Raw genomic sequence first — 20,833 nt, 5'->3', positions numbered from 1 at the left:
GCAGTTCGGTCGAACTGACCACTAAAACAAGAACGACGACGCGCTTCGGACACAGGATGAATGCCGGCCATGCCGACCCGATCCGATGCCTGGCCGTCATAGCGTGAGGCTGCCGGGATGGCGGTCGCACCGTGGGATGCCATGAATTTCATTCTCTACTCGGATGTCAACGACCGCTCCATCAGCCAGAGTCTGGGGCGTCCCGAATACAGCTATTACTTCGTGCTCAAGGCCTATCGCCCGGTGCTCGAAAGTCTGGGACGGGTGCATGTGGTGTCCACCAGCGCCGAGGTCGATCCCCTCTATCGACAACTGCTCGCCGCCGGTGAGAGCAGCGTTTTCCTGTCCTTCACACCGCCGCAGAATACGCCGGCCGATCTTGAATGCCCGACGATTTGCGTGATTGCCTGGGAATTCGATTCGATCCCCGATGAGTCGTGGGATGGCGATCAACGCCAGGACTGGACGCAGATGCTCGCACGGCAAGGACGGGTCATCACTTTGTCCAGCCACACCGCGCGAGCCATTCGCCGAGCCATGGGCGAAGATTTTCCGGTGCTGGTATTGCCGACGCCGCTGTGGGAACAGTTCGCGGCCATTCGTGAGCAGCACGTCAGCGCTCCGATCAATACCGGGGCGACCCTGGCGATCAAGGGCTGCATTTTCGACAGCCGCACGCTGGGATTGTCTGCCGATGATCTGCTGCCCAAACCGCTGACCGCCGAGCAACTGGCGGAGATCGAGGCACAGCGTCCGCCACCCCTGACACTCAAACGTCGACTGGTCATTGCCCGCCATTACCTGCGTCTGTGGGCGTTGAATCCAAGCGATCAACCCAAGCCCATGGCCCGCGTGAAATATCTGCATCACGGCTACTGGGAAGGGTTGCGCGACCTGATGCCGGACAAAGTCCACGCCTGGCTCGAGCGGCGCCTGCCGGACATCGCCGGTCCCCATGAAGTGGCGGTAGATGAACCGCCGCCCCTTGAGCTGCCGGACACGTCCTGCGTCGTCGAAACCACGGTCGATGGCGTGATCTACGTTACCGTCTTCAACCCCAGGGACGGTCGCAAGAACTGGCATCAACTGATCACGGCGTTCTGCTGGGCCTTTCGCGAAACCCCTGACGCGACGCTGGTGCTGAAGATCACCCAGAACGATCTGGCGTCCTACTACAGCGAACTGATGACCCTGCTCGCGCAGCTCACGCCGTTCGCCTGCCGGGTGCTGGTGATGCACGGTTACCTGGATGATCCGCAATATGCGCGGCTGTACCGGGCCGCCAGTTTTTATGTCAACGCCTCGCGTTGCGAAGGCCTGTGCCTGCCGCTGATGGAGTTCATGTCCAGCGGCAAACCGGTGATCGCGCCGGATCACACGGCGATGGAAGACTACATCGACGACTCGGTGGCGTTCGTCGTCCGGTCCAGCGAAGAACTGACAATCTGGCCTCAGGACACCCGCATCATTTACCGCACCCTGCGCTATCGACCGGACTGGGGCTCGCTCAAGACGGCCTACGAAAACAGTTACCGGATGGCCAAAACGCAACCGCAGGACTACCACCGGATGTCGGTTGCAGCCATTGAGCGCATGCGCGACTACTGCGCGTTCGCTCCGGTGCAGCAGCGCCTGGCGGATTTCTTCGGACTTGTGCCAGCGGTTGCCGATACCGCGCCCGTGACGGACAACACCTCATGCTGATCATCATTCATTCGGAAACCAACCGGCACACGATAGCGCAGAACCTCGGCCGCTCGGAGTACAGCTATTACTTCGTGCTCAAGGAATATCGCCCGGTGCTCGAACGTCTCGGGCGGGTGCTGGAAGTCACCGACCCGGTCCGGGAAGTCGATGCGTTGTATCTGGATTGTCTGTCCCGGGGTGAACCGTGCGTGTTTCTGTCGTTCTCGCCGCCGCACCGCACGCCGATCCATCTGGCATGCCCGACACTGCCGGTGTTCGCCTGGGAATTCAGCACCATCCCCAATGAGCCTTTCGACAATGAGCCTCGCAACGACTGGCGCATGGTGCTCAAGGCCTGCGGTGCCGCGATCACCCATTCCAGCTACACGGTCAACGCCGTGCGCGAGGCGATGGGCGCCGATTACCCGATCGTCGCGGTTCCGGCGCCGGTGTGGGATCGCTTCGCGGCCCGGGGCGCGCAGCTTCAGGGCCAGCCCTCGACGGGGCCGGTGCGCCTGACGATCAAGGGGCTGGTGGCCGACAGTCGCGAGCTCGATCTGAATGCCTTCGGCCCGAAGCATCTGCGCCGTGGCCAGGGTATCGATTTCGGCGCGCCGGTCCGCGAGCAGGAGTTGGTGCTGGACGGCGTGGTGTACACCTCGGTGTTCAACCCCGGCGACGGACGCAAGAACTGGGAAGACATGCTCAGCGCGTTCTGCGTGACCTTCCGCGACGTGGAAGACGCCACGCTGGTACTCAAACTCACCCATCACGATGCCGAAGAAGCCCTCAGTGACATTCTTCATCATCTGTACAAGAACCAGTCCTACCGCTGCCGCATCGTGCTGATCTACGGCTACCTGGCGGACGCGGACTACGAGCGTCTGGTGCAGGCCACCCGCTACGTGGTGAACACGTCCTACGGCGAGGGCCAATGCCTGCCGCTGATGGAATTCATGTCCTGCGGCAAACCGGCGGTGGCGCCGCGCACCACGGCGATGATCGATTACCTGAGCGAAGACAATGCATTTCTGGTCGAGTCCACCGATGAACTCACCGCCTGGCCCCACGACCCGCGCAAGGCGTTTCGCACGCTGCGCTACATGACCAACTGGGCGTCGGTGTGCAGCGCGTATCGCGCCAGTTACGACGTCGCGAAGCAGGATCCGCAGCGTTACGCGCAGATGTCGGCGCAGGCCGTTGCCAGTCTGCAGGAGTTCTGCAGTCAAGCGCTGGCCGAGCAGCGTCTGCGCGATTTCCTTGCCCAGGTGCACGAAATCCGCACTGTCGTTGCAACGGAAGCTGCAGGCACATGATCCGCGCATGGCTGAGGCGTTTGCGTCCGGTTGCGCACCCGGCACCGGTAGCGGTGACTGAACCGGTTGCCGCGGGCGTGTCGCCGAGGGACGTCGGTCTGCACGATGCGATGCTCGATGGCTGGTTCAACGGCGACAGCGGCGAGTTGCTCAAGGGCTTCGCTATCGCAGCGGATGACACCCTGCTCGATGTGGGGTGCGGCGAGGGCGTGGCCACACTGTTCGCCGTGCGCCAGGGAGCCTCGGTGATCTTCACCGACAGCGAACACGACAAGGTGCGCGACCTCGCCCGGCAAGTCGAAGCCCTGAGCCGTAAACCCGCTCTCGGTCTGGTCAGCAACAGCCTGCCCCTGCCGCTGAGCGATGGCTGTGCGAGCAAGGTGGTGTGCATGGAAGTGCTGGAACACATCGATCACCCCGAACCGTTCATGGCCGAGCTGGTACGCATGGGGCGTCCCGGTGCCTTGTACCTGCTCAGTGTGCCGGCGCCGACAGGTGAGCATTTGCAGCAGGGGATCGCCCCTGCGAGTTATTACCAGGCACCCAATCACGTGCAGATCTTTACCCCGGAGCGCTTCGCGGCACTGGTGGAAGAGGCCGGTCTGGTGATCGAGCATCGCCAGGCCAACGGGTTTTTCTGGGTCATGGGCATGATCTTTTTCTGGGCCAGCGAACGTGCGGCCGGGCGCGACCCGGGCGGTGCCGTGCGCGACCGGATCCAGGCGCCGTATCCACCTTTGATGGAGGGATGGGCCAGAACCTGGCAGGACTTGCTGGCGCAGCCCGACGGGTTGGCGATCAAGCGGATACTGGACCGGTTCATGCCCAAGAGTCAGGTGATCATCGCCCGCAAGCCGCTCGATGCAGGACGTGAGTCATGAGCACCAGACGGATCATGGACATCGAAGTCCTGCGTGCCGTCGCGGTACTCGGCGTGCTGTTTCATCACTTGCAGGGCAGCCTGTTCACCGATCCGGTGCCGCTGCTTGAAAGGGTCCATGCCTGGGCACAGCCGTGGTGGGGCGTGGACCTGTTTTTTGCCATTTCCGGATTCGTCATCGCCCGCAGCCTGATCCCGGCGCTGCAGGGGTGTTCGACCCGTCAGGAATACTGGGAACAGACCCGCAACTTCTGGTTGCGTCGGGCCTTTCGTCTGTTGCCGTCGGCGTGGTTATGGCTGGCGCTGATGCTGCTGGCGTGCCTGTTTCTCAACCGCTCCGGGGCCTTCGGTACGCTGCCCGCCAACCTGCAGGCGACGCTGGCGGGCGTGTTGCAGTACGCCAACTTCCGGTTTGCCGACAGCTTCTTTCATTACGAGTACGGCAGCAGTTTCGTGTACTGGAGCCTGTCGCTGGAAGAGCAGTTCTACCTGCTGTTCCCGCTGCTGATTCTGGTGTGCCGCAAGCATCTGGTCTGGGCGTTGCTGGCGCTGGTCGCAGTGCAGCTGTTCACCCTGCGCACGCCGATACTGATGGTGATCCGCACCGACGCGCTGGCTCTCGGTGTGCTGCTGGCGATGTGGAGCGTGCAGCCGTCCTGGCGGCGCTGGGAGCCGACTTTCCTGCGTCGCCCGTGGGCCGGTGTGACTGCGCTGATCGTGCTGGCGCTGCTGTTGAGCTACATGGCCACCGATCGTTTCACCTTCGCCTCTTACCGGATCGGCTCGATTGCCGTGCTCGGCGCACTGCTGGTGTGGATCGCTTCGTACAACCGCGATTACCTGCTGCCGGCGGGCAGAGTGCAGCAGTTGATGGCGTGGATCGGCAGCCGTTCCTACGGCATGTATCTGATCCACATCCCGGCCTATCAACTGGTGCGGGAACTGATCTTCCGCTTGCAGGGCGCCGGGCTGCCCAGCCCTGCCGGGCATCCGGTCGTGACGCTGCTGATTGCCGGTGGCCTGATCGTGCTGCTCAGCGAGCTGAATTACCGTTTCATCGAAATGCCGATGCGCAATCGCGGCGCCGCCCTGGTGCGACGCCTCGATACGTCGCGCAACGCCGTCCCATCCTCTGGAGCCACCTCATGCTGAGCCTTTTGAAGAAACTCACGGCGCCGACGCCTGCCCCGACTGCCGCGCAGCCTGCTGCCGACAAGGTCGATCCGTACATGCTCGGCCTGCACGACGCGATGCTCAGCGGCTGGTTCAACCAGGAGACCGGCGAGCTGTTCAAAGGCTTCCCGGTGAGCGCCGATGACACCTTGCTCGACGTCGGCTGCGGCGACGGTGGCAACGTGCATTTCTGCGGCATGCGCGGGGCGAAGATCATCATCGCCGACATCGATGCTGCCAAGGTCGAAGCCACCCGCCAGCGCTTGAGCGATACGCCGGCCCGCGGCGTCGAATGTCACGTCACCGACTGCAACCCGTTGCCGATCGCCGATGGCACCGCCACGCGCGTGGTGTCCACGGAGGTCATCGAGCACGTCGACGACCCGGCGCAGTTCCTCGCCGAACTGGTGCGTGTCGGCCAGTCGGGTGCGCTGTACCTGTTGAGCGTGCCGCACCCCAGTTCCGAGGATCTGCAGAAAGACATCGCGGCGCCGGAGTATTTCCAGAAGCCCAACCACATTCGCATCATCAGTGAAGAGCAGTTCAAGGCGATGGTCAGCGAGGCCGGGCTGGAGATCATCAGCCACAGCCAGTACGGGTTTTACTGGTCGTTGTGGATGATGCTGTTCTGGGAAGCCAAGGTGGAATTCAGCAACCCGGATCATCCGCTGCTCAATCATTGGGCCGAGACCTGGCAGGCGGTGCTCGACTCGCCGCGCGGCGCGCAGATCAAACAGGCGCTGGATGCGGTGGTGGCGAAGAGTCAGGTGATCATCGCCCGCAAGCCCTGAGTGCTTTTGTGTAACCTTGCAGCCTGATGTCTCAGGGGTCTGCAAGGTATGCGCTTTTTCATCGGGTGGTCGGCCCTTGTGGCCACATTGCTGCTGTGTGCCTGTGAACGTCAGGACACCGTGCCGCTCGATGAACAACTTTATGTCTGGCAGCGGCAATGGACGCCGGCCCATGAACGCGCCCTGAAGGACAGTCGCGGCGACTTCTCGACGCTTCGGGTGCTGGCGCTGCAAGCGTTCCCGAATGACGGGTGGCGTCGGGCGCGAGTGGATTTCGCGCTGCTGAAACAGGATGCCCGGCCGCTGATCGCAGTGATACGCCTCGACGGCCAGCTCAAGGCGCTCGATCAGCAACAGGTCACGGCGCAGATCCTTCGGGTGCTCGCCGACTGGCAAGGGCAGGGCCTGACGCTCAGCGGTGTCGAGATCGATCATGATGCCGGCAATGCCCGATTGCCGGGCTATACCGAATTCCTCGTTCATTTGCGCAGCGCACTGCCGGACGGTCTGCCCTTGAGCATCACCGCATTACCCGCGTGGCTCGACAGCCCGCAATTGCCGACGCTGCTGGCGAGCGTCGACAGCAGCGTATTGCAGGTGCATGCCGTCAGTGATCCGCGTCGCGGTCTGTTCGACCCCGGGCAAGCACAACGTTGGGCCAGGGCCTGGGGGCGGGTGACTGAAAAACCGTTCTACCTGGCGCTGCCTGCCTATGGGGTGGCGCTGTTGCCGGACGCCGGTGGCGCTCCGGTGGTGGAGAGTGAAGTCACGCTGGAGCGCAGCGGCCAGCGACGGGAGTTGCTCGCCGATCCGCAGCAATCGAGCCGGCTGGCCAGTGAATTACGCGAGGATCGCCCGGCACACCTGGCCGGTCTGATCTGGTTTCGCCTGCCGCTGGCCAACGACCGCAGGGCCTGGAGCCTGGACACGCTGCGGGCGGTCGCCCGAGGGGACGCATTGAGCAGCCATCTCAGCCTGACGTTCACCGAACAGAACGGCCTGCAAGACATCGCTCTGCGTAACGTCGGCAACCTCGACAGCGCCTGGCCCGCTCGCATCACCGTCAAGGCCCGGGGTTGCGAAGGCGCCGATGCGCTCGCCGGTTATGCATTGCAACAGACCGCGGATCTGCTTACCTTCACCCGCTTGCGCGACGGTCGATTGCCGGCGGGCGGGCAGCGCGCCATCGGTTGGGCACGTTGCGCAACCATTGATCAAGGAGGTTCGCATGTTGACCCGTAACTGGCCCCGCCATCTGCTGTGCCTGAGCCTTGCCCTGCCGTTGGGATCGGCGCTGGCCTGCGGTCCGGATTTCCCGATGCGTCTGCTCGACGATCGCGGACAATCGCTGGCGGAATTGCCGGAGGGCAACTTCAGATTCGAGATCAGTCGCCTCGGCAAAACCATTGCCGGCCTCAAGAACGTCACAACGGCCACCTACAACCCCGATGCCTCCTATGGCGAAGCGAATGACCCTGCCGATCAGCGTGAGAAGGCCGAACAGCTCGGGCTGAGCGCGGAGCAGCAGGCGCTGGTCAAACAACTGCGCAGCCTCACCGATGCGCGTCAGGTCGAGGAGCAGGGCGCGAGCCTGCCGGCGGAACTGCGCCTGTATGTGGCGGGCGCCGTGGCGTTCGGCGCCGGTGATCATCCATTGGCTGTCGAATACTTCCGCCAGTTGCTGGCACTGCCGGCCGACCAGCGTCCGTTGCGCAGTACCTGGGCCGCTTATTCGCTGGGCCGGGCGTTCTTCGCCATGAGCAGCGAAGCCGGTGATGCGCTCGACGCGCTGGAAAACGCCATTGATGCGTTTCGTCAGACACGGCAATTGAGCATCGACGGTTTCAACGATCCGCTAGAGCTGGGTGTGGCCAGCCTCGGCGAAGAGGCACGAGCGCTGCGCACGGCAGGCAGTTTGGACAAGGCCATCGAACTCTACGCCACGCAAAACCTGCATGGCTCGGAGGTCGGCTACACCTCGCTGAAGCTGTTGATGAACGATCTGGCCGAAGAACCCGAAGACCGGCTGGAAAAGTTGCTGCGTGGCAAAGCGGTGCAGCAACTGGTGACCGCCTCGCTGATCAGCCGGATCGGCTGGTCGTTCGGCGATGAACCGCCCAGCCAGAAGAAACTCATCAAGGCGTTGCAGGACAGTACCCGCGGCAGCCTCGACAACGCTGATCGCCTGGCGGCCATGAATTACCAACAGGGCGATTACGTCAGCGCCAGGGCGTTCCTCGAACACGCCGGCGACAGTGGCCTGGCGTGGTGGTTGCGAGCGAAGCTGGCGGTGCGCGATGGCGATAAAAATGCCGCAGCGGCGGCCTATGCCAAAGCTGCGCAGGCCTTCCCGCAGGACGAATCCTGGGGCGAACGGCGCACGGCTGACTGGAATCTCGAGACCCTGCAGCCCAAGTGCCGGGTCGAGGGTGAAAGCGCGATTCTGGCGCTGCAACGTGGCGAATACCTGCAGGCTTTCGATCAGTTGTATCGCAGCCAGAGCATTTACTGGTTCGACGCCGCGACCGTGGCCGAGCGGGTGCTGACGCTCGATGAGCTCAAACAGTATGTCGATGCCAAGGTTCCTGCGCCGCCGGCGCTGAGTCAGCAGGATCGCGACAATTACGTGCCGCTGCCGGTGGCTGCGAGCCTGCGCAATCTGCTGGGCCGGCGGATGTTGCGCGAGGGCCGTTATGAAGAGGCCGTCGGGTATTTCGACAATCCCGATCTGCAGCACAAGGCCCGGCTCTACGGCGAGCAACGCCTGAAAGCCGATTCGGCGTGGTGGCCGACCAAACGCGCCAGTGCATTGTTCAATGCGGCGTGGACGGCCCGCGAGTGGGGCATGGACATCCTGGGCTATGAAATGGCCCCGGATTACGCGACCTTCGGTGGCAACTACAGCCTGGAAACCACCGAACTGAAAGTCGGGCCGCTGGTGAGCGAAGCCGAGGTGCAACGGCAGAAGGCCAGTGAAGCGCAGCCGGACGAACGTTATCACTATCGTTTTGTCGCCACCGCGCTGGCCAGCCGTGCGGCGGACAACCTCCCTCATACCAGCCAGGCGTTCGCCGCCGTGCTGTGTACGGCGGCCGGTTTCAACAGCAGTCTGGAGGAACAGAAGGCGCTGTATCAGCGTTATGTGAAGGAAGGTCCGTACATGGGCTGGGGCGGCTATTTCGGCCAGCAATGCCCTTATCCGGATTTCGCCAACGCTGACAAACGCTATGTGACTCAAGTTGTCGACGCTGTGCGCGGAGTGTTGCGACCCTACAAGCGGGCCGTGCAGATCGGCGCCATCGTCGCGGTGACAGCCATTGCGCTGGTGATCATTACCCGCCGCCAGCGCAAGGCCCGTAGAACCTAAGCCTGCTGGACGAACGTCAGGCGTACGGCGAAGCCGATCAACAGGCTGCCGAACAACCACTGTTGCACACGTTGGGCCGTCGGGCTGTGTTTCAGCCAGCGGCCCAATGCGGCACCGAGCAAGGCATAGACGCTGTCGAACAGCAATCCGGCGGCCACCAGCATCGCGCCGAGCGCTGCGAATTGCCTCAACACCGGCGCGCCATCCGCCACGATGAATTGCGGCAGCAGCACCGAGCAGAACAGCAGGGCTTTGGGGTTGAGCAGGTTGGTCAGCAGGCCGCGACGGATCGCTGCGCGCCATGGGCCATGGCTATCCGTCACGGTGCCGGCGTGCAAGTCCGGCAGCAGCGTGGTGCGCAGGCACTGGACGCCGATCCACAGCAGGTACGCCGCCCCGGCCATTCGCACCGCATCGAACGTCCACGGCGCCGCCTTGAACAGCGCCGCCAGCCCCAGTGCTGCGAGCGCGACATGACAAGCCCGGGCAATGGCCAGCCCCACCGCCGTGGCGAGCGCTGCACTGCGACCCTGACGGGCGCCGGTCTGCAACAGCAGGATCATGTCCGGGCCGGGCAGCAGATAGACCACCGCCAACGCCAGGAAAAACAGCCAGAGACTCGCCATGTCGCACCCCTTTCGTTGTCGATTCGGTGCAACCAGTCTATGGCCGAGGGGCAGGGCAGGTGCTTGCGTAGTTGGCTTCTAAAGCTGTCCGGATTGGCATAACCTGCTTTCTTTTTGCGGTTACACCATCAGGATCTGCCAACCATGAAACTCGACGCCTTTGATCGCAAGATTCTCGCCGCGCTGCAACGGGACGGGCGCCTGAGCAACGTGCAATTGGCGGACGAGATCGGCTTGTCGGCATCACCGTGCCTGCGTCGGGTGCGGATGCTGGAAGAGGCGGGCGTGATCCGCGGTTATCAGGCGATTCTGGATCGTGACGAAGTGGGGTTGGGGCTGACGGTGTTTGTCGGGGTCAAGGTCGAGCGGCACAACGATGAACAGGCCGAGGCGTTTCACCGGGCGGTGACTGCGTTGCCGGAGGTGATATCGGCGTTTCTGGTGTCCGGGGAATCGGACTTCCTGCTGCAGGTCGTGGTGCCGGATCTGCGCGCCTATGACCGTTTTCTCACCGGTTGCCTGTTGAAACTGCCGGGTGTCAGCGATATTCGCAGCAATTTTGCGATTCATACCGTGAAAACCCCAGGGGCGTTGCCGCTGGGGCATTTGCCGTCCTGATACCTACATTTGCGTTGCCATGCCCTCGACGTTCATGGCCGCCTGACGCAGCGCTTCGGAACGGGTCGGGTGAGGATGGCAGGTCAGGGCGATGTCCTCGGCAGACGCGCTGAATTCCATGGCCACGCAATACTCGCCGATCATTTCGCTGACGCTCGGACCGACCAGATGCACGCCAATCACTTCGTCGGTGTGCGCGTCGGCGAGGACTTTGGCAAAACCTTCGGTTTCGTGATTGATCTTCGCCCGGCTGTTGGCAGTGAACGGGAACTTGCCAACCTTGTAGGCCCGGCCTTCGGCCTTGAGCTGCTCCTCGGTCTTGCCGACGCTGGCCAGCTCCGGCCGGGTGTAGATCACGTTGGGGATCAGGTCGTAGTTGACTTCGCCCGCCTTGCCGACAATCTGCTCGATGCAGGCCATGGCTTCGTCTTCAGCCTTGTGGGCCAGCATCGGTCCTGAAGTGACATCGCCGATCACCCACACGCCCGGCGCTTCGGTGCGATGGTTCTTGTTGGCGAGCATGCCGCGTTTGTCGGTGTGCAGGCCGACGTTCTCCAGCCCCAGGCCCCGGGTATAAGGGCGACGGCCGATGGCGACCAGCACGTAATCCGCTTCCAGCAGCTCGGCGCTGCCGCCGGCGGCCGGTTCGATGCTCAGTTGTACGCCGTTGGCCGAGGAGGTGGCGCTGGTGACTTTTGAACTCAGTCTGAACGTGATGCCCTGTTTGCTCAGTGAGCGTTGCAGGGTCTTGCCGGCCTCACCGTCCACGCCCGGGCAGATGCGGTCGAGGTATTCCACCACCGTTACCTGCGCCCCGAGCCGCCGCCAGACCGAACCCAGTTCCAGGCCGATGACGCCGGCACCGATCACCACCAGATGTCTGGGCACTTCGCTCAGGGACAGTGCGCCGGTGGAATCGAGGATGCGCTGGTTGTCGATGTCGACGCCGGGCAGGGGCGTGGGCTCGGAACCGGTGGCGATGACGATGTGGGTTGCGGTCAATTCAATGCGGCTGCCCTGATCGCCGGTCACGCTGACTTTTCCGGGGCCGTCGATGTGGCCCCACCCCTTGATCCAGTCGACCTTGTTCTTGCGGAACAGAAATTCGATGCCTTTGGTCAGCCCGGCGACGCTTTCGTCCTTCTGCTTCATCATCTGCGCGAGGTTGAGCGTCGGTTTGACCTCGATGCCGAGGTTGGCAAATTCCCCGCCCGTCGCCGCGTCGTACAGTTCGGACGCGTGCAACAACGCCTTGGACGGCATGCAACCGACGTTGAGGCAGGTCCCGCCCAGCGTGGCGCGGCCTTCCACGCAAGCGGCCTTGAGGCCCAGCTGGCCGGCGCGGATTGCTGCGTTATAACCGCCGGGCCCGCCGCCCAGAATCACTACGTCATAGTTGCTCATGCGCTTACTCCTGGCTGAAGAATGCGGATCGCTAAAATTACGTACGTAATATGTGCGTTTCCGGACATTTCGGTCAAGGCTTCAGGAACGCGACAGGTTGGGCATCCTTGAATGTGAAATTGAGTACAAATATTTCACGGCCTTCGTTATATCGTAACGAGTTGTGCAGTGAGCCAGGGGGTTTGGGGGGATATGCAAGTCGATCTGGACGTTGATGGCACGCAAGTCACCGGTTTGCCGCGCTTTCAGCAGGCGACGACCCAAGGGCGTCGATTGCGCCGGTTGGCCGTCGGACTCGGTGGGTTGGCCGTGGTCGGGGTGGTGCTGGCGTTTTTTGTGGGCCTGTTTGCCTCGCAATCGCTGTGGCCCGCGCTGTTGGTCAATCAGAGCGCGGCGTTGCTGGTGCTGGTCGCCGGGTTGCAATCGGCGTGGTGGGTGACTGATTGGCGAGCGCGTGTGATCAGCCCGGTGGCGGCGGTTACCGGCGAGGAGGAAACGCCCGCGCCGGACGGCTGGTACGAGCGACTGCTGGATCGGCTGGGCCGCCGCAGTCTGCATCTGCTGGGACAGATCGGAGCGCCGACCTTGTGGCTGGGCGGTCTCGCGCTGTTGGCATTGCTGGGTATCGAGCAGGTGTGGAACCTGGCATTGCCCTCGGCCGCCGTGGGCATGTCCGCCTCCGTCAGCGCGGCGATTGCCCTGCTGCTGGCGTTCGGCCTGCTGGTGCTGGAGCGACAACTGGCCCAGGAACATCCGGCGCAATGGCCCGAGGCCGGTGCGCTGGCACAACTGACGCGTGTGACCATCATCAGCCTGGTGCTGGGCGCGTTGTGCTTGTTGTTCGCCAGCGAGAATTCGGTCTGGCCCGTACGGCTGGCGGTGCTGATCGGCATCCTGCCGGGGCTGGTCGCTGCGGAGTTGCTGCTGCGCGCTGTGCTGTCGCTGTTCAGCCCGCGCCGTGAACAGCTGGAGCCGGTGCTGCTGGCCCGCAGTTTCGTCGCTGATCTGCTGCGCTGGCCGCCGCAACCGTTACTCGCGTTGCAGCACGAATTGCACAACCGCTTCGGTATCGATCTGCGGCAGATCTGGGCGTTCAGCTACATGCGTCGCGCATTCCTGCCGGTATTGGTGCTGGTGGCGGCAGTCGGCTGGTTGCTCACCGGCGTTCATGAGATTCCACTGCAAAACCGTGGCATTTACGAGCGCTTCGGCAAACCGGTGCAGGTGTTCGGCCCCGGTTTGCATGCCGGTCTGCCATGGCCGTTGGGCCGGGTACTGAATGTGGAGAACGGTGTGGTGCACGAACTGGCGACCAGCGTCGGCGAGAACCCGGTGCCGGTTCAGGCGGATCCGGCGGAAGGTCCGGCACCGGTCACCGCCCACCGCTTGTGGGATGCCAGCCACGTCAATGACAAGTCACAGGTCATCGCCAGCAGTCGTAACGAGCAGCAGAGCTTCCAGATCGTCAACATGGACGTGCGGTTTGTTTACCGCATAGGTCTCAGCGATCAGGGCGCATTGGCCGCGACTTATAACAGCGCGGATGTGCCGACGCTGATCCGCAGTACCGCGAGCCGGATTCTGGTCCACGATTTTGCCTCACGCACCCTCGACGGTTTGCTGGGGCAGGACAGGGTAGGGCTGGCTGACGAGATCGGTCGTGCGGTGCAGAGCGATCTGCAGAAACTCGACAGCGGCGTAGAGATTCTCGCCACGGTGGTCGAGGCGATTCATCCTCCCGCGGGTGCCGCCAATGCCTATCACAGCGTGCAAGCGGCGCAGATCGGCGCCCAGGCGTTGATCTCTCGCGAGCGTGGCGCGGCGGCTGAAGCGAGCAACCAGGCGCAGTTGCAGGCCAGCCTCGCGCGCGATCAGGCCAATGCCAATGCCCACGAAACCCGCTCGATCGCCCGTGAGGCGGATCTGAAATTCAGCGCCGAACAAAAGGCCTATGTCGGTGCCGGCCAGGCCTTCGTGCTGGAGCAATACCTCAGCCAGCTCAGTCAGGGACTGGGCAAAGCCAAACTGTTGGTGCTCGACCATCGTCTGGGCGGCAGCAGCAACGCGCCGACCATTGACTTGCGTACGTTCACGCTCCCGGCTGACCCGTCGCCGGCGCGCACCACCGCTCAACCAGGAGCCACCCATTGAGCCAGTCGCACACACACGATCACCCTGACCACAGCGGTCATGACCATGCTCATGGCGGCCACCACCATCACGGGCATCATCACCACCATCATCATGGCGCGCCGGAGGAGGCGGGGCCTTTCCCGTGGCGCCGCATGGGCTGGGCCGTTTTGCTGGTGGCGTTCGCCATCGCAGCAGCCAGTCTGGTGCAGGTGCGCTCCGGCGAGGCCACGGTGATCACCCGTTTCGGCAATCCTTCCCGCGTGTTGCTGGAGCCGGGTCTGAGCTGGCGCTGGCCGGCACCGTTCGAAGCGGCGATTCCGGTTGATCTGCGCCTGCGCACCACATCCAGCGGTTTGCAGGACGTCGGCACCCGTGACGGTTTGCGCATCATCGTGCAGGCGTATGTCGCCTGGCAGGTGCAGGGTGATGCGGACAACGTCCAGCGTTTCATGCGTGCGGTGCAGAACCAGCCGGATGAAGCGGCGCGGCAGATTCGCACCTTTGTCGGCTCGGCACTGGAAACCACCGCCAGCAGTTTTGACCTGGCCAATCTGGTGAACACCGATGCCAATCAGGTACGCATTGCCGATTTCGAGGCACAGTTGCGCCAACAAATTGATCAGCAATTGCTCGCCACTTACGGCGTGCGTGTCGTGCAAGTGGGAATTGAGCGACTGACTTTGCCGTCAGTGACCCTTACCGCGACAGTCGACCGGATGCGCGCTGAGCGTGAAACCATCGCCACGGAACGCACGGCTATCGGCAAGCGTGAAGCGGCCCAGATTCGTTCGGGTGCCGAGCGTGATGCGCGAATCGTGCAGGCCGATGCCACAGTGAAAGCGGCGGAAATCGAGGCGCAATCACGGGTCGAAGCCGCGCAGATTTATGGCCGCGCCTACGCGAGTTCTCCGCAGCTGTACAACCTGCTGCGTTCGCTGGACACCCTCGGCACCATCGTTACGCCGGACAGCAAATTGATCCTGCGCACCGATGCCGCACCGTTTCGCGTGCTGGTGGACGGCCCGCCGACCCTGGATAGCAAGCGTGGAACGCAGCCATGAGTGATGAAGTTCCACGTGGAACACAATCATTGAACAGTCCGTGGATTCAGGCCGGTCGCCTGGCCTTTTTCGCTTTGTATGCGGTAACGGTTCTGGCGGCGCTGGCTTGGGCGTTTTCCAATGTAAGGCAGATCGACCCGCAGAATCGTGCGGTGGTCATGCATTTCGGCGCATTGGAGCGCATCCAGAATGCCGGGTTGTTATTGGCCTGGCCGCAGCCGTTCGAACAGGTCGTACTGCTGCCGGCGGCTGATCGGGTCATTGAGCGTCGTGTGGAAAATCTGCTGCGCAGCCCTGCCGCAATACAGGCGGATCGCGTCGCGACGTTCGCCACGCCAATCAGCGATGCATTGGCCGGTTCAGGCTATTTGCTCACGGGTGACGCCGGTGTCGTTCAGCTGGATGTGCGGGTGTTCTACAAGGTCACCGATCCCTATGACTTCGTGCTGCAAGGCGACCATGTGCTGCCGGCACTGGATCGACTGGTGACCCGCAGCGCGGTGGCCCTGACCGCGGCGCGGGATCTGGACACCATTCTGGTAGCGCGACCGGAGCTGATCGGTGCCGACAATCAAGCTGCCGAACGACGGGAGCGGTTGCGTGGCGATCTGGTGCAGGGTATCAATCGGCGCTTGGCGGAATTGAAGGCGAGCGGGCAGGGCATCGGTATCGAAGTGGCGCGGGTCGATGTGCAGTCGAGTCTGCCCGAGCCGGCCGTCGGTGCGTTCAATGCTGTGCTGACTGCCAGCCAACAGGCCGACAAGGCTGTGGCCAATGCTCGCACCGACGCTGAGAAAATCACTCAGACCGCCAACGAACTGGCCGACCGTACCTTGCAGGTCGCCCATGCCCAGGCCGGAGAGCGCCTGGCCAAAGCCTCCGCCGATACCGCTACCGTGCTGAGTCTGGCGGGGCAACAGAACTCCGACCCGCAGATGCTGCTGCGCCTTTACCGCGAACGGATACCGAAGATTCTCGGCCAGGCCGGTTCGGTCACCACGATCGATCCGAAAGATGATTCCCGCCTGATCATTCAGGGAGCCAGTAAATGACTGTCACCAATGCCGCACCGAGCCTGTTGTCCTCGGCCGAGCAACGTCGCGCTGCGCGCCAGTTGACCCTGGCGATGCTCGCTCTCGGTTTGCTCGGGCTCGGATTGGTCTGGCGCTGGTTGATGCCTGAACAGACAGGCGTCAGTCAGTTGCTGCTGGGTGTCGCGTCTTTGCTGGTGGCAGTGCCGGTGATGCGTTCGGCATGGTTCAGCCTGCGATACCCAAGCCTGCACGGCATCACCGATCAGTTGATTGCGCTGGCGATGCTCGGGGCCTGGGCCACCGGTGATCTGCTCACCGCTGCGTTGTTGCCCATCATCATGATCTTCGGCCATGTGCTGGAGGAGCGCAGCGTGATCGGCTCGCAAGAGGCGATTCATGCGTTGGGCCAGCTCACTCGCAGCCATGCACGAAAGGTTCAGGCAGATGGCACGGTCATCGAAGTCGATAACGGCACGCTCAAGGCCGGTGACACCGTCGAAGTACGGGCCGGCGATCGGGTACCGGCGGACGGTCGCGTGTTGTCCGGCCAGGCCAGCCTCGACACCGCGTCGATCACGGGTGAGTCGGTGCCCGTCGAGGCAAGCGTCGGAATGACCGTGTTCGGCGGAGCGATCAACCTCGATGGTCTGTTGCGGATAGAAGTGACCCGCACCGGCGGTGAATCGACCCTGGGCAAGGTCATCGCCCTGATGCAGAACGCCGAGCGCTCCAAGCCGCCGATCACCCGGCTGCTGGAACGTTATGCCGGCAGCTACATGGTGCTGGTGTTGCTGCTGGCGGCAGTGACCTGGTTTGTGACCCAGGATGCGCAGGCGATGTTGGCGGTGCTGGTCGCAGCCTGTCCTTGCGCATTGGTGCTGTCGGCACCGGCCACGGCGATTGCCGGGGTGGCGGTGGCGGCGCGGCACGGGATTCTGATCCGCAGTTCGGCTTTTCTTGAAGAACTGGCCGACCTTACTTCGCTGGTGGTGGACAAGACCGGCACGCTGACTTACGGCACGTTGCGCTTGCAGTCGATCAGCAGCACCCAGGCGGATCACGATTCGGTGATGGCACTGGCCGCCAGTCTTGGCGCTGCGAGCAGTCACCCGGTCAGTCGGGCGCTGGCCGGACTGATCCACGCAGACCAGATGCTGGTGCTGACCGACATTCACGAACGCCAGGGGCTGGGTGTGGTCGCCAGAACGGAGCAAGGTGAAGCCGCGCTGGGTCGCCCGGAGCTGTTTGCGCAGCTGGGGATCCCGACTACAACGATTCCCGAGCACGATGGCCCGATTGCCGGTCTGGCGTTGAACGGTGAATTCCTCGCCTGGCTCTTGCTGGCCGACAGCGTCAAACCGGAAGCGAAATCCGCCTTGAGCGAACTGCGCGAGTTGGGCCTCGGTCGGCAACTGCTGCTGACCGGCGACCGGCAGAGCGTGGCGCATACCCTGGCCCGGGATGTCGGCTTGCAGGAAGTCGAAGCTCAGGCGTTGCCCGAAGACAAACTCAATCGGGTATTGAAGGAAATCGACCATGGATTCCGGCCGATGGTGGTCGGTGACGGCATCAATGATTCGCTGGCACTCAAGGCCGGTGTGGTAGGCGTCGCGATGGGCGCGGGTGGGGCGGATATAGCGTTGGCGTCCGCCGACATCGTGCTGATCGGCAGCGATCTGCGCCGGCTCGGCACGTGTGTGCGCCTGAGTCGCCAATGCCGGCGCACGCTGCAGGTGAACGTGATCATCGGTCTGGGCTGGACGTTGGCCATCGTCGTATTCGCTGCATTCGGCTGGTTGGGGGCGGCCGGGGCAATGATTGCCGCGTTGTTGCACAACCTGAGTACCTTGCTGGTACTGGGCAACGCCGGGCGCTTGCTGCGATTCCAGGAACCGTTGTTGAAGCTTGACGGGCAGAACTGATCATTTTTCGAACGGTGCGCCGATCCCGCAGTCTTCTGTACAGGCGCACCGCAGGAGGGAGATCGGTGCTGCTGTGTGATAGGTGGCGACTATTGAATCGATAGCCTGCTAATTTTCAAGGATGGTCTACCCTCAGATCAGACGTCTGAAACCAGGGGGATATTCCATGCTCGCGCAACTTCCACCGGCCTTACAGAATCTGCGGCTTCCGCTTCGCCTGCGACTCTGGGACGGCCATGAATTCGATCTCGGGCCCGATCCCAGCGTGACCATCGTGGTCAAGGATCCGCAAATGGTGGCCCAGCTCACCCATCCCAGTCTGGATGCGCTGGGGGGCGCATTCGTCGAGGGTAAGGTCGAGCTTGAAGGCTCGATCAGCGAGGTCATCCGCGTCTGCGACGAGCTGAGCACCGCGCTGCTCGATGAAGATGAAGGCAGTCATCCCGTGCGCACCTTGCACGACAAGGAAACCGACGCCCAGTCGATTTCCTACCACTACGACCTTTCCAACGAGTTCTACCAGCTGTGGCTGGACAGCAACATGGTGTACTCCTGCGCCTATTTCGAGACCGGCAGCGAATCCATCGAGCAGGCGCAAGAAGCCAAGTTTCGCCATTTGTGCCGCAAACTGCGGCTACAGCCGGGCGAGTATCTGCTGGATGTCGGCTGTGGCTGGGGTGGGCTGGCACGCTTTGCTGCCCGGGAATTCGGTGCCAGGGTTTTTGGCATCACCCTGAGCAAGGAGCAGTTGGCGCTGGCCCGCGAACGGGTGAAAGCCGACGGCCTGGAAGATCAGGTCGAATTGCAGTTGCTCGACTACCGGGACCTGCCCCAGGACGGGCGGTTCGACAAGGTCGTGAGCGTGGGCATGTTCGAGCATGTCGGTCACGCCAATTTGCCCGAGTACACCCGCATCCTGTTCGGTGCGGTGAAAGAGGGCGGTCTGGTGATGAACCATGGCATCACCGCCAAGCATACCGACGGCCGCCCGGTGGGGCGCGGCGCCGGGGACTTCATCGAGAAATACGTGTTTCCCAACGGGGAGTTGCCACATCTGGCGATGATCACGGCCAACATCAGTGAAGCAGGTCTGGAGGTTGTCGATGTCGAGAGCCTGCGCCTGCACTACGCGCGAACCCTCGATCACTGGAGCGAACGTCTGGAGGACAATCTGGAAGCCGCCGCGAAACTGGTACCGGAACAGGCCCTGCGGATCTGGCGCCTGTATCTGGCCGGTTGTGCCTATGCGTTTGCCAGGGGCTGGATCAATCTGCACCAGATCCTCGCCGTGAAGGCCCATCCCGACGGCAGTCATGAGCTGCCCTGGACACGTGACGACATCTACAACCCTTGAACTAGAGAATCGGTGAAATCAGCCGGGCGATCCGCATGCCGAGCTGTTGCAGGCGATGGATCTCCCGGCTTTCTTCCTTGGCGATCTCGTAAGACAGGGCGAAGTCATCGTTGAGCATCTGTTCCACGTGGCCGGCGAATTCGCTGTCGACCGTCAGCAGCATCACTTCGAAATTCAACCGGAACGAACGGTTATCCAGGTTGGCGCTGCCGATGGCGCTGATCTCGTTATCCACCAGCACCACTTTCTGATGCAGAAAACCCGGTTGGTAGCGGAACACCCGCACTCCGGCGCGCACCGCTTCGAATGCATAGAGGCTCGACGCGGCATAGACGATCCGGTGATCGGGACGCGAGGGCAATAACAGTCGCACATCGACACCGCGCAGAACCGCAAGACGCAATGCAGCGAATACCGCTTCGTCAGGAATGAAGTAAGGACTGGTGATCCACACGCGTTCGGTGGCGGCATGGATGGCTTCGACGAAGAACAGCGAGCAGGTTTCACAGGCATCCGCCGGGCCGCTGGCGAGCAACTGGCAGAGTACGCCGTCATCCGGATAAACCTCGGGCAGGATCAACGGCGGCAGCGTGCGCGCGGCCCAGAACCAGTCTTCGGCAAATGACTCCTGCATGCAGGCGACCACTGGCCCCCGCACCTGCACATGCGTATCGCGCCAGGGCGCCAGGGGTGGTTTTTCGCCCATGTATTCGTCGCCGACGTTGTGCCCGCCGACAAACCCGATCATTCCGTCGACCACCACGATCTTGCGGTGGTTGCGGAAGTTCACCTGAAAGCGGTTGAGCCAGCCGCTGCGGGTGGCGAAGGCCTTGACCTCGACACCGCCGTCGCGCAATTGCTGCACGTAGTTGTGGGGCAGGGCGTGGCTGCCGATGCGGTCATAGAGCAGATGAATGGCGACACCTTCGGCGGCCTTTTTCAACAACAGTTGGAGCAGGCGCTGACCGAGGCGATCGTCGTGAATGATGAAAAACTGAATCAGCACCGCTTCCCGTGCCTGGCTGATTGCGTGGAAAATCGCCTCGAAAGTGCTGCTGCCGTTGATCAGCAATCGCACTTCGTTATTGGCCAGACACGGCATGCGTCCCAGCTTCGGCATCGCCCGCAACGAGTCGTAGGCGTTTGAAGCGCGAGCCGTCAGGGCTTCTTCCACCCAAGGGCGCCAGTTCAGTTCGGATACGGCCTGGCGCATCTGTTCGTTGGCCTGGCGCCGGGCCTTGATATAACCGTCGAAGGTGCTGCGACCGAACACCAGATAGGGAATGAGCGTGAGATAAGGGATGAAGACCAGAGACAGCGCCCAGGCGATCGAGCCTTGTGCGGTTCTGACAGTCAACACGGCATGAATGGCGGCAATGGTGCCCAGAGTATGTATCAGTGCAATCAGATAACCGAAGATGTGCGGGCCGAAATAATCCATGGGGCAACCTTGCTCCTGAAGATTCAA

The 20,833-nt window shown here is 62.7% G+C and carries 16 protein-coding genes; 13 read left to right on the top strand and 3 right to left on the bottom strand.

Annotation, left to right across the window (positions count from 1 at the left end; all coding sequences use genetic code 11):
* Nucleotides 1-141 precede the first annotated feature (141 nt).
* The 7 genes from BBF94_RS21190 to BBF94_RS21160 are packed head-to-tail and all read left to right on the top strand — an operon-like array spanning nt 142 to nt 9,213.
* Entirely contained in the window at nt 142-1,704 is a 1,563-nt protein-coding gene (locus tag BBF94_RS21190; protein WP_225875081.1) for a glycosyltransferase, read from the top strand.
* Nucleotides 1,698-3,002 carry a glycosyltransferase gene (locus BBF94_RS21185; protein ID WP_065260919.1) on the top strand — a complete coding sequence of 435 codons (1,305 nt, stop codon included), beginning with the start codon at nt 1,698-1,700 and terminating at the stop codon, nt 3,000-3,002. The genes BBF94_RS21190 and BBF94_RS21185 overlap by 7 nt, the downstream gene beginning before the upstream one ends.
* On the top strand, nt 2,999-3,883 hold the full coding sequence (locus BBF94_RS21180) for a class I SAM-dependent methyltransferase (RefSeq protein WP_065260918.1): 885 nt from the start codon (nt 2,999-3,001) through the stop codon (nt 3,881-3,883). Before BBF94_RS21185 ends, BBF94_RS21180 begins: the two co-directional genes overlap by 4 nt.
* Entirely contained in the window at nt 3,880-5,034 is a 1,155-nt protein-coding gene (locus tag BBF94_RS21175; protein WP_065260917.1) for an acyltransferase family protein, read from the top strand. Before BBF94_RS21180 ends, BBF94_RS21175 begins: the two co-directional genes overlap by 4 nt.
* Nucleotides 5,028-5,846 (top strand): class I SAM-dependent methyltransferase, encoded by an 819-nt coding sequence (locus tag BBF94_RS21170; RefSeq protein ID WP_065260916.1) that lies wholly within the window; start codon nt 5,028-5,030, stop codon nt 5,844-5,846. Before BBF94_RS21175 ends, BBF94_RS21170 begins: the two co-directional genes overlap by 7 nt.
* Before the next feature lie 48 nt (nt 5,847-5,894).
* The gene (locus tag BBF94_RS21165; RefSeq protein ID WP_065260915.1) at nt 5,895-7,088 is read left to right on the top strand and encodes a DUF3142 domain-containing protein; all 1,194 of its coding nucleotides are present in this window, start codon (nt 5,895-5,897) and stop codon (nt 7,086-7,088) included.
* Nucleotides 7,075-9,213 (top strand): hypothetical protein, encoded by a 2,139-nt coding sequence (locus BBF94_RS21160; RefSeq protein WP_065260914.1) that lies wholly within the window; start codon nt 7,075-7,077, stop codon nt 9,211-9,213. Before BBF94_RS21165 ends, BBF94_RS21160 begins: the two co-directional genes overlap by 14 nt.
* Here BBF94_RS21160 and BBF94_RS21155 read toward each other — a convergent pair.
* Nucleotides 9,210-9,839, bottom strand: a complete 630-nt coding sequence (locus BBF94_RS21155) for a LysE family translocator (RefSeq protein ID WP_065260913.1) — start codon at nt 9,837-9,839, stop codon at nt 9,210-9,212. The two genes, BBF94_RS21160 and BBF94_RS21155, sit on opposite strands and share 4 nt — an antisense overlap.
* Nucleotides 9,840-9,983: 144 nt before the next feature.
* Here BBF94_RS21155 and BBF94_RS21150 point away from each other — a divergent pair, with 144 nt between their 5' ends.
* On the top strand, nt 9,984-10,457 hold the full coding sequence (locus tag BBF94_RS21150) for an Lrp/AsnC family transcriptional regulator (RefSeq protein ID WP_065260912.1): 474 nt from the start codon (nt 9,984-9,986) through the stop codon (nt 10,455-10,457).
* A 3-nt stretch (nt 10,458-10,460) separates the two neighbouring features.
* Here the strand turns inward: BBF94_RS21150 and lpdA are convergent, their stop codons facing one another.
* Nucleotides 10,461-11,861 (bottom strand): dihydrolipoyl dehydrogenase, encoded by a 1,401-nt coding sequence (gene lpdA / locus BBF94_RS21145; RefSeq protein ID WP_065260911.1) that lies wholly within the window; start codon nt 11,859-11,861, stop codon nt 10,461-10,463.
* Between the two features lie 192 nt (nt 11,862-12,053).
* On the opposite strand from lpdA, the gene hflK (BBF94_RS21140) reads away from it, so the two are divergent.
* From hflK (BBF94_RS21140) to cfaB, 5 genes are all read left to right on the top strand, one after another.
* On the top strand, nt 12,054-14,012 hold the full coding sequence (gene hflK, locus BBF94_RS21140; RefSeq protein WP_065260910.1) for a protease modulator HflK: 1,959 nt from the start codon (nt 12,054-12,056) through the stop codon (nt 14,010-14,012).
* Nucleotides 14,009-15,055, top strand: a complete 1,047-nt coding sequence (gene hflC, locus BBF94_RS21135) for a protease modulator HflC (RefSeq protein ID WP_065260909.1) — start codon at nt 14,009-14,011, stop codon at nt 15,053-15,055. The genes hflK (BBF94_RS21140) and hflC overlap by 4 nt, the downstream gene beginning before the upstream one ends.
* Nucleotides 15,052-16,107: a protease modulator HflK gene (gene hflK, locus BBF94_RS21130; RefSeq protein WP_065260908.1), complete on the top strand. Its 1,056-nt coding sequence runs from the start codon at nt 15,052-15,054 to the stop codon at nt 16,105-16,107. Before hflC ends, hflK (BBF94_RS21130) begins: the two co-directional genes overlap by 4 nt.
* Nucleotides 16,104-18,011: a heavy metal translocating P-type ATPase gene (locus BBF94_RS21125; protein ID WP_065260907.1), complete on the top strand. Its 1,908-nt coding sequence runs from the start codon at nt 16,104-16,106 to the stop codon at nt 18,009-18,011. The genes hflK (BBF94_RS21130) and BBF94_RS21125 overlap by 4 nt, the downstream gene beginning before the upstream one ends.
* Before the next feature lie 166 nt (nt 18,012-18,177).
* A complete protein-coding gene (cfaB, locus tag BBF94_RS21120; RefSeq protein WP_065260906.1) occupies nt 18,178-19,365 on the top strand; it encodes a C17 cyclopropane fatty acid synthase CfaB in 1,188 nt (395 codons plus the stop codon).
* A 1-nt stretch (nt 19,366) separates the two neighbouring features.
* Here cfaB and cls read toward each other — a convergent pair whose 3' ends face one another.
* A complete protein-coding gene (gene cls, locus BBF94_RS21115; RefSeq protein ID WP_065260905.1) occupies nt 19,367-20,806 on the bottom strand; it encodes a cardiolipin synthase in 1,440 nt (479 codons plus the stop codon).
* Nucleotides 20,807-20,833: the final 27 nt, after the last annotated feature.

This window comes from Pseudomonas bananamidigenes (genome assembly GCF_001679645.1).
Classification (GTDB): domain Bacteria; phylum Pseudomonadota; class Gammaproteobacteria; order Pseudomonadales; family Pseudomonadaceae; genus Aquipseudomonas; species Aquipseudomonas bananamidigenes.
This window is presented reverse-complemented; position numbering and strand designations above follow the sequence as displayed.

What these genes read in the sequence shown, in the direction of transcription:
- BBF94_RS21190 (WP_225875081.1), top strand. Translation starts at nt 142, where the DNA reads ATGAATTTCATTCTCTACTCGGATGTCAACGACCGCTCCATCAGCCAG.
- BBF94_RS21185 (WP_065260919.1), top strand. Translation starts at nt 1,698, where the DNA reads ATGCTGATCATCATTCATTCGGAAACCAACCGGCACACGATAGCGCAG.
- BBF94_RS21180 (WP_065260918.1), top strand. Translation starts at nt 2,999, where the DNA reads ATGATCCGCGCATGGCTGAGGCGTTTGCGTCCGGTTGCGCACCCGGCA.
- BBF94_RS21175 (WP_065260917.1), top strand. Translation starts at nt 3,880, where the DNA reads ATGAGCACCAGACGGATCATGGACATCGAAGTCCTGCGTGCCGTCGCG.
- BBF94_RS21170 (WP_065260916.1), top strand. Translation starts at nt 5,028, where the DNA reads ATGCTGAGCCTTTTGAAGAAACTCACGGCGCCGACGCCTGCCCCGACT.
- BBF94_RS21165 (WP_065260915.1), top strand. Translation starts at nt 5,895, where the DNA reads ATGCGCTTTTTCATCGGGTGGTCGGCCCTTGTGGCCACATTGCTGCTG.
- BBF94_RS21160 (WP_065260914.1), top strand. Translation starts at nt 7,075, where the DNA reads ATGTTGACCCGTAACTGGCCCCGCCATCTGCTGTGCCTGAGCCTTGCC.
- BBF94_RS21155 (WP_065260913.1), bottom strand. Translation starts at nt 9,839, where the DNA reads ATGGCGAGTCTCTGGCTGTTTTTCCTGGCGTTGGCGGTGGTCTATCTG.
- BBF94_RS21150 (WP_065260912.1), top strand. Translation starts at nt 9,984, where the DNA reads ATGAAACTCGACGCCTTTGATCGCAAGATTCTCGCCGCGCTGCAACGG.
- lpdA (WP_065260911.1), bottom strand. Translation starts at nt 11,861, where the DNA reads ATGAGCAACTATGACGTAGTGATTCTGGGCGGCGGGCCCGGCGGTTAT.
- hflK (WP_065260910.1), top strand. Translation starts at nt 12,054, where the DNA reads ATGCAAGTCGATCTGGACGTTGATGGCACGCAAGTCACCGGTTTGCCG.
- hflK (WP_065260908.1), top strand. Translation starts at nt 15,052, where the DNA reads ATGAGTGATGAAGTTCCACGTGGAACACAATCATTGAACAGTCCGTGG.
- BBF94_RS21125 (WP_065260907.1), top strand. Translation starts at nt 16,104, where the DNA reads ATGACTGTCACCAATGCCGCACCGAGCCTGTTGTCCTCGGCCGAGCAA.
- cfaB (WP_065260906.1), top strand. Translation starts at nt 18,178, where the DNA reads ATGCTCGCGCAACTTCCACCGGCCTTACAGAATCTGCGGCTTCCGCTT.
- cls (WP_065260905.1), bottom strand. Translation starts at nt 20,806, where the DNA reads ATGGATTATTTCGGCCCGCACATCTTCGGTTATCTGATTGCACTGATA.